This is a genomic window from Acidimicrobiales bacterium (assembly GCA_035294085.1).
In the GTDB taxonomy this organism is placed as follows: Bacteria; Actinomycetota; Acidimicrobiia; order Acidimicrobiales; family Bog-793; genus DATGLP01.
Genome location: DATGLP010000027.1, coordinates 119,969 through 127,443, shown reverse-complemented (window position 1 = coordinate 127,443; position 7,475 = coordinate 119,969). Strand labels below are relative to the sequence as shown.

Below are 7,475 nucleotides of genomic sequence, written 5' to 3'. Positions count from 1 at the left end.
TGACCTTCGGCGCCGCGGCGCTCCCCGGCGCGATCACCTCGTTCAGGCCGAGGCCGGGCGAGGTGAAGGTGTGCGGCATCGTGTCGTAGTTCACGACCGTCACCTCGTAGGTCCTGCCGACGTGCATCGTGAAGCTCGCGGGAACGAAGGCGTCGTGCACCTGGCCGTCGGGACCCCGCACGCCTCCGAGGGGTGGCGGGTTGACCTTGAGGGTCACCTTCTCCACCGCGGCGGCCGCCGGCGCGGCCGCCGCCAGGGGCGACGGCGCAGCGGCCTGCCGGCTCCCGGTCGTGACGGCGGTCCAGATCGCGCCGATGCCCGCCGTCAGGCCGAAGAGGACCCCCGCGAAGAGCACGAGCGCGGCGAAGAGCGTCAGCGCACCGGCGACGGGGTGGTGCTCCGGCTCCGCTCCGGGGGCTTGCGTCGTCACTGCCATGTCGTCTCCTCCCGTCGGACCCAGCTGGGCATCGCTCCGAGGATCGCCCGGCACCTGCGCAGCCGGTAGGGGCGAAGCCCGGTGCTGGGTCGCGTGAATCCACGCGCGTGAGATCACCCGGGCTCCTCCTCGCCGCCCCGCCGGAGCGGCCCGGCCCGAGTGGCGCAGGCACCCGGCCACTCCCCGCCGCACGGCAGATCGGGCCCGCGAGGGCCGTCGCGCGTGGCGATCCGCTCGAGGACGGAGGGAATCGGCGAGCTCGCGAGCTCGACGTGGGCCGCACGGCAGCGGAGACGGTCGGCCCGACGGCTGTCGGCACCGCTCGCTCGGTCGCACGCTCGCCACCGGGAGCCGGGTCGGGGCGGGCGAGGTGCGTCGCTGGCGCTGCAGCCACGATCGCGCGTCGCGCACACGGACCGAGCGCGCACTCGGCGCCGAGCCGGGCTCGGGGCACGGGGACGGCGAGGTCGCCGATGGCACGCCCCCGAGCCTCGGAGAGGTTGCCCCGATCGCCGACGCGCCGCAGGAGCGCCTCGGCTGCCAGCTCACCCAGCGGCGCGCCGACGATCGGTCCGAGTGCGGGACCCTGGCGAACGAGCGGTCACAAAGGGGCGGCTCGCGAGACGCCGGTCGTGCGCATCCTGCGCGGCGAAGGGGCGAGATCCGGCTCCTCTGGCCGCACGACGTCTCGGCCCACGGAGCGGGTCGCTCCGGCAGGTCCTTCGCTCCGGTGACGGACGCGGCGCCGCGCGGTCAGCGAGGTCCCGGAGGCGACGCCCCCCCGCCGCTGCGTTCGCCCCGATCGCCTCGCGTCGGTCCGTCGAGAGCCTGCGGGCGAGACCCCCGTCGGCCGCCCGGCTCCCGCACGAGACCCAGCCGGATCGCCGGTCGCGCCGAGCGGAGGGAGTGGGATTCGAACCCACGGTACGCAGTGCGCACAACGGTTTTCGAGACCGCCCGATTCGGCCGCTCTCGCATCCCTCCGGCGGGCGAGGCTAGCCGATGGCCGGCGCCGCCACGCCAGCGGCGCCGCGCCCGCTCGCGGCCGGTCCAGGCCGGCTCACGTCGGGCGGCCGCCCGCGCCGCGAGGGCGCCGGCCGGCGAAGAAGGCCTGCACGAGCTGTCCGCACTCCTCGGCCAGCACGCCGGCGCGCAGCTCCGGCTCGGCGTTGAGGCGGGGGTCCGCGCAGAGGTTGTAGAGCGAGCCGCACGCACCCGCCTTCGGGTCGAAGGCACCGAAGACGACCCGGCGCAGGCGCGCCAGCACGATCGCCCCCGCGCACATCGCGCAGGGCTCGATCGTGACGACCAGGGTGCACTCGCCGAGGCGCCACCGCCCCAGCGCGGCCGCCGCCTGGCGCAGGACGAGCAGCTCGGCGTGCGCGGTCGGGTCCGCCAGGCGTTCGCGCTCGTTGTGCGCCCGTGCGACGACACGGCCCGCGGCCAGCACAAGAGCACCGATGGGGACGTCGTCGTGAGCGAGCGCCGCTCGGGCCTCCTCGATCGCGAGGCGCATGGCCGCCTCGTCGGCGAGCTCCTCGTCGGCCGACACGGGACCGTCCACGCTGCCTCCCTCCGTGCGGAACGTCGCGGCACCCCGCCGCCTGGACCGGCGCGACGGGATGGCTGCGGAGCTGCTTCACCACCGGTCCAGGCCGAGAGCGCTCAGCCCCGCCCTCCGGCGTGCCCACGATCTGGGCCGAGGGGCGAACCCCTCCTCGGACCCTGCTCCGGATCGCCGATGCCCTCGACGCTGCGTCGTGTCCCAGGGAGCGCACCTCGGCGTGAAGGTGCCACGGTCGCCCGGTCGGGAGCGGCACGAGCGGCGATTTCCGACCTCGCCGGGTTGGCCGATCTGCACGCCTCCTCCCCGGTCGGCTCGCGCCGCTCTCGTGCCTCGTCGTCCGAGGACCTGCGTGGACGGGCTGTGGCGCGCTCCGAGACGTCCCGTCGGGCGCTCGCCGCACGGGACAGCCGGCTTCGTCGCGCTGCGCTCGCTCGCTCGTAGCCACCGCTCATGAGGGCCCCTCCCCGGAGCACCGAGGATGGTAGCCATCCCGGAACGCACCGACGCAGTCCCTGGGCGCCGCGAGCGCTCTGGGAGCGTGCGGCTCGCCCAGCCGCGCCGGCTGCCGACGCCCGGCCTTGCGTAGGTGCCGAGCTGCTCGTGCCAGGCCGTCAGGTCCGACGCCCCCGTCGTCGCCGGCGACGCGCTCGACCCGGCGACGGCTCGCGCCGCCCGCCGTCGAGGCCGCCCCGGCACGTCGGCGCGCCGAGCCGGGCGGCTCGTCGCAGAGAGGGCCTCGGGTCCCGCGGGACCTCGCGAGCGGAGGAGGTGGGATTCGAACCCACGGTCCCTTGCAGGACACACGATTTCCAATCGTGCCGATTCGGCCGCTCTCGCACTCCTCCGGAGCGGCCCGACGCTATCGTGTCGGTGCCGCCGCCGAGCGCAGTGGCCGGGTTCTGCGCAACGTGGCCCCGTGAACCGAGTCAGGGCCGGAAGGCAGCAGCTCTCAGCGGAACGCCGCGTGTGCCGCAGGGGACCTGGCCACTGCGCCCGACGGCGGCTCGCCCGCACGCCGTAGGCTCGACACGATGGCCGAACGAAGCGCTCCCGAGGTGGCAGCCGAGGGCCCCTACCAGTCCCTCTACCGGCGGTTCCGGCCCCAGCGCTTCGCCGAGGTGCGCGGGCAGGACCACGTCACCCGGGCGCTGCGCAACGCGGTACGAGACGGACGGGTCGCCCACGCCTACCTGTTCAGCGGGCCCCGAGGCACGGGCAAGACCTCGACGGCGCGGATCCTCGCCAAGGCGCTCAACTGCGCCGCCCCCGAGGACGGCGAGCCCTGCGGGACCTGCGACTCCTGCGCCGCCATCGCGGCGGGCCACTCCTTCGACGTCCACGAGCTCGACGCCGCGTCGAACAACGGCGTCGACAGCATGCGCGACCTCGTCGCGCGCGCCGCGCTGACGAGCCCGGGCAAGTGGAAGGTCTACGTCGTCGACGAGGTCCACATGCTCAGCGCCAGCGCGTCGAACGCGCTGCTGAAGACGCTCGAGGAGCCGCCGGACCACGTCGTGTTCATCCTCGCCACGACCGACCCGAAGAAGGTGCTCGCGACGATCCGAAGCCGCACCCAGCACTTCGAGTTCCGCCTCCTGCCCGAAGAGGTCCTCGAGCCGCTCCTCGCGGACGTGGCACGCCGCGCCGCCCTCGAGCTGCCGGAGGGCGCGCTCTCGCTCGCGATCCGCAAGGCCCGCGGATCGGCACGCGACGCCCTGTCGGCACTCGACCAGGTCGCCGCCAGCGGGGTGACCGACGACGGCGAGCAAGCCGTCGTCGAGATCGTCGCCGCGCTCGCCAACCAGGACACCGCCGGCGCCCTCGCCAGCCTCGACGCGGCGCTCCGCGCCAGCGGGGACCCCCAGCAGCTCGCCGTCGACCTCGTCGAGCGGCTGCGCGCCGGCTTCCTCGCGCTCGTCGCCCCGCGACGCGCGGGGGTCCACCTCGACGCGGCGGTGCTCGCCGAGGCGCAGCGGCTCGGAACGGCGCGCTGCGTCCGGGCGCTGGAGCTCATCGGCACGGCGATCGTGGCGATGCGCGACGCCCCCGAGCCGCGCGTCACGCTCGAGGTCGCGCTCATCCGCCTCACCCACCCCGAGGCCGACGACTCCGTCGCCGCACTGGCCGAGCGGCTCGCCCGCGTCGAAGAGCGTGTCGCGCACCTCGCGCCCGTCGAGGCTGGCCCTCCGCCGAGGAGGGCCGCCGACAGCGCGCCCGCAGCCTGGCGGAGCGAGGCACCGGCCGGTGCCCGCCTGGCCCTCGGTGCCTACCGCCGACCGGGGGGACCGGCCGCCGGCCCCCCGCAGGCGGCGCCTCCTGCCGCCGAGGAGCCGGCTGCGCCCGAGCGCGAGGCGACGCCGCAGGGCGCGGGCGACTGCCCCGAGCGCGACGCCCTCGTCGCGGCGTGGGGTGACCACATCCTCGCCGCGCTGCGCCCGAAGGTGAAGGCCGTCTACCTGGCGGGCCGCTTCGTCGGGACCGAGGGTCCCGATGCCCTCTTCGCGCTGCCGAACGAGGCGCACCTGCTCCACGCCGAACCGCTGCGCGCCGAGGTGGCGAGCGCGCTCTCTGCGCACTTCGGCCGACCGATCGGCCTCCGCCTCGTCGTCGACGGCGCGCCACGGCAGCGAGCACCCGAGGACTCCCTCGAAGCCGGCGTGGAGGACGAGAGCAACCCCGATCCCGACGACGACCTCGCGCCGGCCGGGAGCGCCCCCGAGCCGACGGGGCTCACCGTGGCCGCGGACCGCCTGCTCAAGGCGTTCCCCGGAGCCGAGGAGGTCTGAGGTGGACGACGCGCCGAACGCCGGCGGCCGGGGTGGGTCGTCCGCGCGCCTCGCCGGCGTCGAGCGCGCGGGCGAGCCCTCGCTCGCCAGGCGCGCCGCACCGGACCAGGGGGCAGGCGATCGCGTGCGCGACGGCGCGCCGGGTCGCGCCGCGGCGGCTCGCGAGGCCCGCCTCGAGAGGGCGGGCGGCGCCTCGGCCAGCGTCTCGGGCCAGCTCGGCGGCGAGCCGGCGTAGGCGAGGAGCTCCCCTGCCGCTGTTCGACGGACCGATCCAGGACCTCGTCGACGAGCTCGGTCGCCTCCCGGGCATCGGGCCGAAGTCGGCGCAGCGCCTCGCCTTCCACCTCCTCAAGGTGGCGAAGGAGGACGCGCTGCGCCTGGCCGCGGCCATCGTGGAGGTGCGCGAGCGCGTCGTCGTCTGCGAGGTCTGCTTCAACATCGCGCTCTCGGCGCGCTGCACGATCTGCGCCGACGACCGTCGCGACCCGACGCTCGTCTGCGTCGTCGAGGACCCTCGCGACATCGTCGCCATCGAGCGCACCCGCGAGTTCCACGGCCGCTACCACGTGCTCGGCGGGGCGCTCAACCCGATCGAGGGGGTCGGCCCCGAGCACCTGCGCGTGCGCGAGCTGCTCGCCCGCATCGAGTCCGAGGGCGTGCGCGAGGTCATCGTGTGCACGAACCCGAACCTCGAGGGCGACACCACCGGCCTGTACCTCGCCCGGCTCCTCCGCCCGCTCGGGATCACCGTGACACGCATCGCGAGCGGGCTGCCCGTCGGCGGCGACCTCGAGTACGCCGACGAGCTCACGCTCGGCAGGGCGCTCGCCGGCCGGCGCGAGCTCGAGGCCTGAGGCACCGGCTCGCTGGCGCCGGTAGCCTTCGTGCGATGTCCGAGACGGCCGTCGACGAGCTCGCCGCCGCCCGCCTCGCCGACCTCGAGCGGCGCAAGGAGGCGGCACGCAACGCCGGGACGCCCCGGGCCCTCGCGGCCCACCGGGCGAGGGGAAAGCTGACGGCGCGCGAGCGAATCGACCACCTCCTCGACCCGGGCTCGTTCCAGGAGCTCGACGCCCTCGTGCGCCACCGCGCCCACGGCGCCGGCCTCGACGACAACCGTCCCTACACCGACGGCGTCGTCTGCGGCTACGGGACGATCGACGGGCGGCGCGTCTGCGTGTACAGCCAGGACTTCACCGTCTTCGGCGGGTCGCTCGGCGAGGCGCACGCCGAGAAGATCAACAAGGTGCAGGACCTGGCGCTGCGCACCGGCGTCCCCCTCGTCGGCCTGCTCGACGGGGGCGGGGCGAGGATCCAGGAGGGCGTCGCGGCGCTCAACGGCTTCGGCGGCATCTTCGTGCGCAACGCCCGCGCCTCGGGGGTGATCCCGCAGATCAGCGTGATCCTCGGGCCGTCGGCCGGCGGCGCGGTCTACGCGCCGGCGCTCACCGACTTCGTCTTCATGGTCCAGGGCACGAGCCACATGTTCATCACCGGTCCCGACGTCGTGCGCGCCGTGACCGGCGAGGACGTCGACGCAGAGCAGCTCGGCGGCGCGATGACCCACGCGACGCGCTCGGGCGTCGCCGCCTTCGTCGCCCCCGACGAGCGCTCCTGCCTCGAGGACGTGCGCTACCTGCTCTCCTTCCTGCCGTCGAACAACCTCGAGGAGCCGCCCTCGGTGCCGTGCACCGACGACGTGGGCCGCCTCGTGCCGGAGCTGCGCGACCTCGTCCCGTCCCGGCCGAACCAGCCTTACGACATGAAGCGGCTCATCCAGGCTGTCGTCGACGACGGCGAGTACCTCGAGTACCTCGCGCACTTCGCCACGAACCTCACCTGCGGCCTCGCGCGCATCGGCGGCGAGGTCGTCGGGATCCTCGCCAACCAGCCGCAGGTGCTCGCCGGGGTGCTCGACATCGACGCGTCGGAGAAGGGTGCTCGCTTCGCCCGCACCTGCGACGCCTTCAACATCCCCCTCGTCACCTTCGTCGACGTCCCCGGGTTCATGCCCGGGACCGACCAGGAGTTCGGCGGGATCATCCGGCACGGCGCCAAGCTCCTCTACGCCTACTGCGAGGCCACCGTCCCCCGCATCCAGGTGATCGTTCGCAAGGCCTACGGCGGCGCCTACATCGTGATGGACTCGAAGTCGATCGGCGCCGACATCGCCCTCGCCTGGCCCTCGGCGGAGCTCGCCGTCATGGGCGCCGAGGGCGCTGTCGAGATCGTGCACCGGCGCGAGCTCGCCGAAGCCGCCGACCCCGAGGCGCTGCGCGCCGAGCTCGTCGCGCGCTACGCCGAGCGCTTCACGAACCCCTACCTCGCGGCCGAGCGCGGCTACGTGGACGACGTCATCGACCCGGCCGAGACGCGGCGCGCCCTCGCCCGCAGCCTGGAGCTCCTCGCCTCCAAGCGGGAGGACCTGCCGCGGCGCAAGCACGGCAACATGCCGCTGTGAGCGGCGGCCGGCCCGCGGACGGCGAGGGTGCCGCACCGCTCGCGCCTCCACCGGACGTGCTCGCGGCCATCGAGCTCGCGGTCGAGCGCTGCTGGGCGCGCGCCGAGCCGACGCGCGCCCGGCAGCCCGGCTGGGAGCCGAAGGCCCGCTACCGCTGGCGTCTCAGCGCGCGCCCGTGGTCCGGGCCGCCCCACCTCCGGCGGGACCGGCCCTGGCGCTGACCGG

7 protein-coding genes, 2 tRNA genes and 1 other RNA gene are annotated in these 7,475 nt (G+C 75.3%); 6 read left to right on the top strand and 4 right to left on the bottom strand.

Translation table 11 applies throughout. The features are described from left to right. The 4 genes from VKV23_10410 to VKV23_10395 all read right to left on the bottom strand — a co-directional run. Positions 1-436, bottom strand: a 436-nt coding sequence (locus VKV23_10410; GenBank protein HLI16445.1) for a hypothetical protein, incomplete at its 3' end; no start/stop codon positions are given. An 898-nt stretch (positions 437-1,334) separates the two neighbouring features. Next, a tRNA-Ser gene (locus VKV23_10405) sits at positions 1,335-1,420 on the bottom strand. 76 nt (positions 1,421-1,496) lie between these two features. Further along, positions 1,497-2,000, bottom strand: a complete 504-nt coding sequence (locus VKV23_10400; protein HLI16444.1) for a nucleoside deaminase — start codon at positions 1,998-2,000, stop codon at positions 1,497-1,499. 763 nt (positions 2,001-2,763) lie between these two features. After that, positions 2,764-2,848: transfer RNA gene (locus tag VKV23_10395), tRNA-Ser, on the bottom strand. Between the two features lie 45 nt (positions 2,849-2,893). Between VKV23_10395 and ffs the strand changes: the two genes are divergently transcribed. The 6 genes from ffs (at position 2,894) to VKV23_10365 (ending at position 7,471) form a co-directional block, all read left to right on the top strand. Beyond that, positions 2,894-2,992: signal recognition particle sRNA small type (gene ffs / locus VKV23_10390), an RNA gene on the top strand. A gap of 42 nt (positions 2,993-3,034) precedes the next feature. After that, positions 3,035-4,789, top strand: a complete 1,755-nt coding sequence (dnaX, locus tag VKV23_10385; GenBank protein HLI16443.1) for a DNA polymerase III subunit gamma/tau — start codon at positions 3,035-3,037, stop codon at positions 4,787-4,789. 1 nt (position 4,790) lies between these two features. Then, complete coding sequence (locus VKV23_10380) at positions 4,791-5,024, top strand: hypothetical protein (protein HLI16442.1); 234 nt, start codon at positions 4,791-4,793, stop codon at positions 5,022-5,024. Positions 5,025-5,037: 13 nt separating this feature from the next. Then, positions 5,038-5,643, top strand: a complete 606-nt coding sequence (gene recR, locus VKV23_10375; protein HLI16441.1) for a recombination mediator RecR — start codon at positions 5,038-5,040, stop codon at positions 5,641-5,643. A 35-nt stretch (positions 5,644-5,678) separates the two neighbouring features. After that, positions 5,679-7,250 (top strand): acyl-CoA carboxylase subunit beta, encoded by a 1,572-nt coding sequence (locus tag VKV23_10370; protein HLI16440.1) that lies wholly within the window; start codon positions 5,679-5,681, stop codon positions 7,248-7,250. Then, positions 7,247-7,471, top strand: a complete 225-nt coding sequence (locus tag VKV23_10365; GenBank protein ID HLI16439.1) for a hypothetical protein — start codon at positions 7,247-7,249, stop codon at positions 7,469-7,471. The genes VKV23_10370 and VKV23_10365 overlap by 4 nt, the downstream gene beginning before the upstream one ends. The last annotated feature ends 4 nt before the right edge of the window (positions 7,472-7,475 follow it).

Bases quoted from the DNA above. Each gene is read 5' to 3' on its own strand.
- dnaX (HLI16443.1), top strand. From the start codon at position 3,035: ATGGCCGAACGAAGCGCTCCCGAGGTGGCAGCCGAGGGCCCCTACCAG.
- VKV23_10370 (HLI16440.1), top strand. From the start codon at position 5,679: ATGTCCGAGACGGCCGTCGACGAGCTCGCCGCCGCCCGCCTCGCCGAC.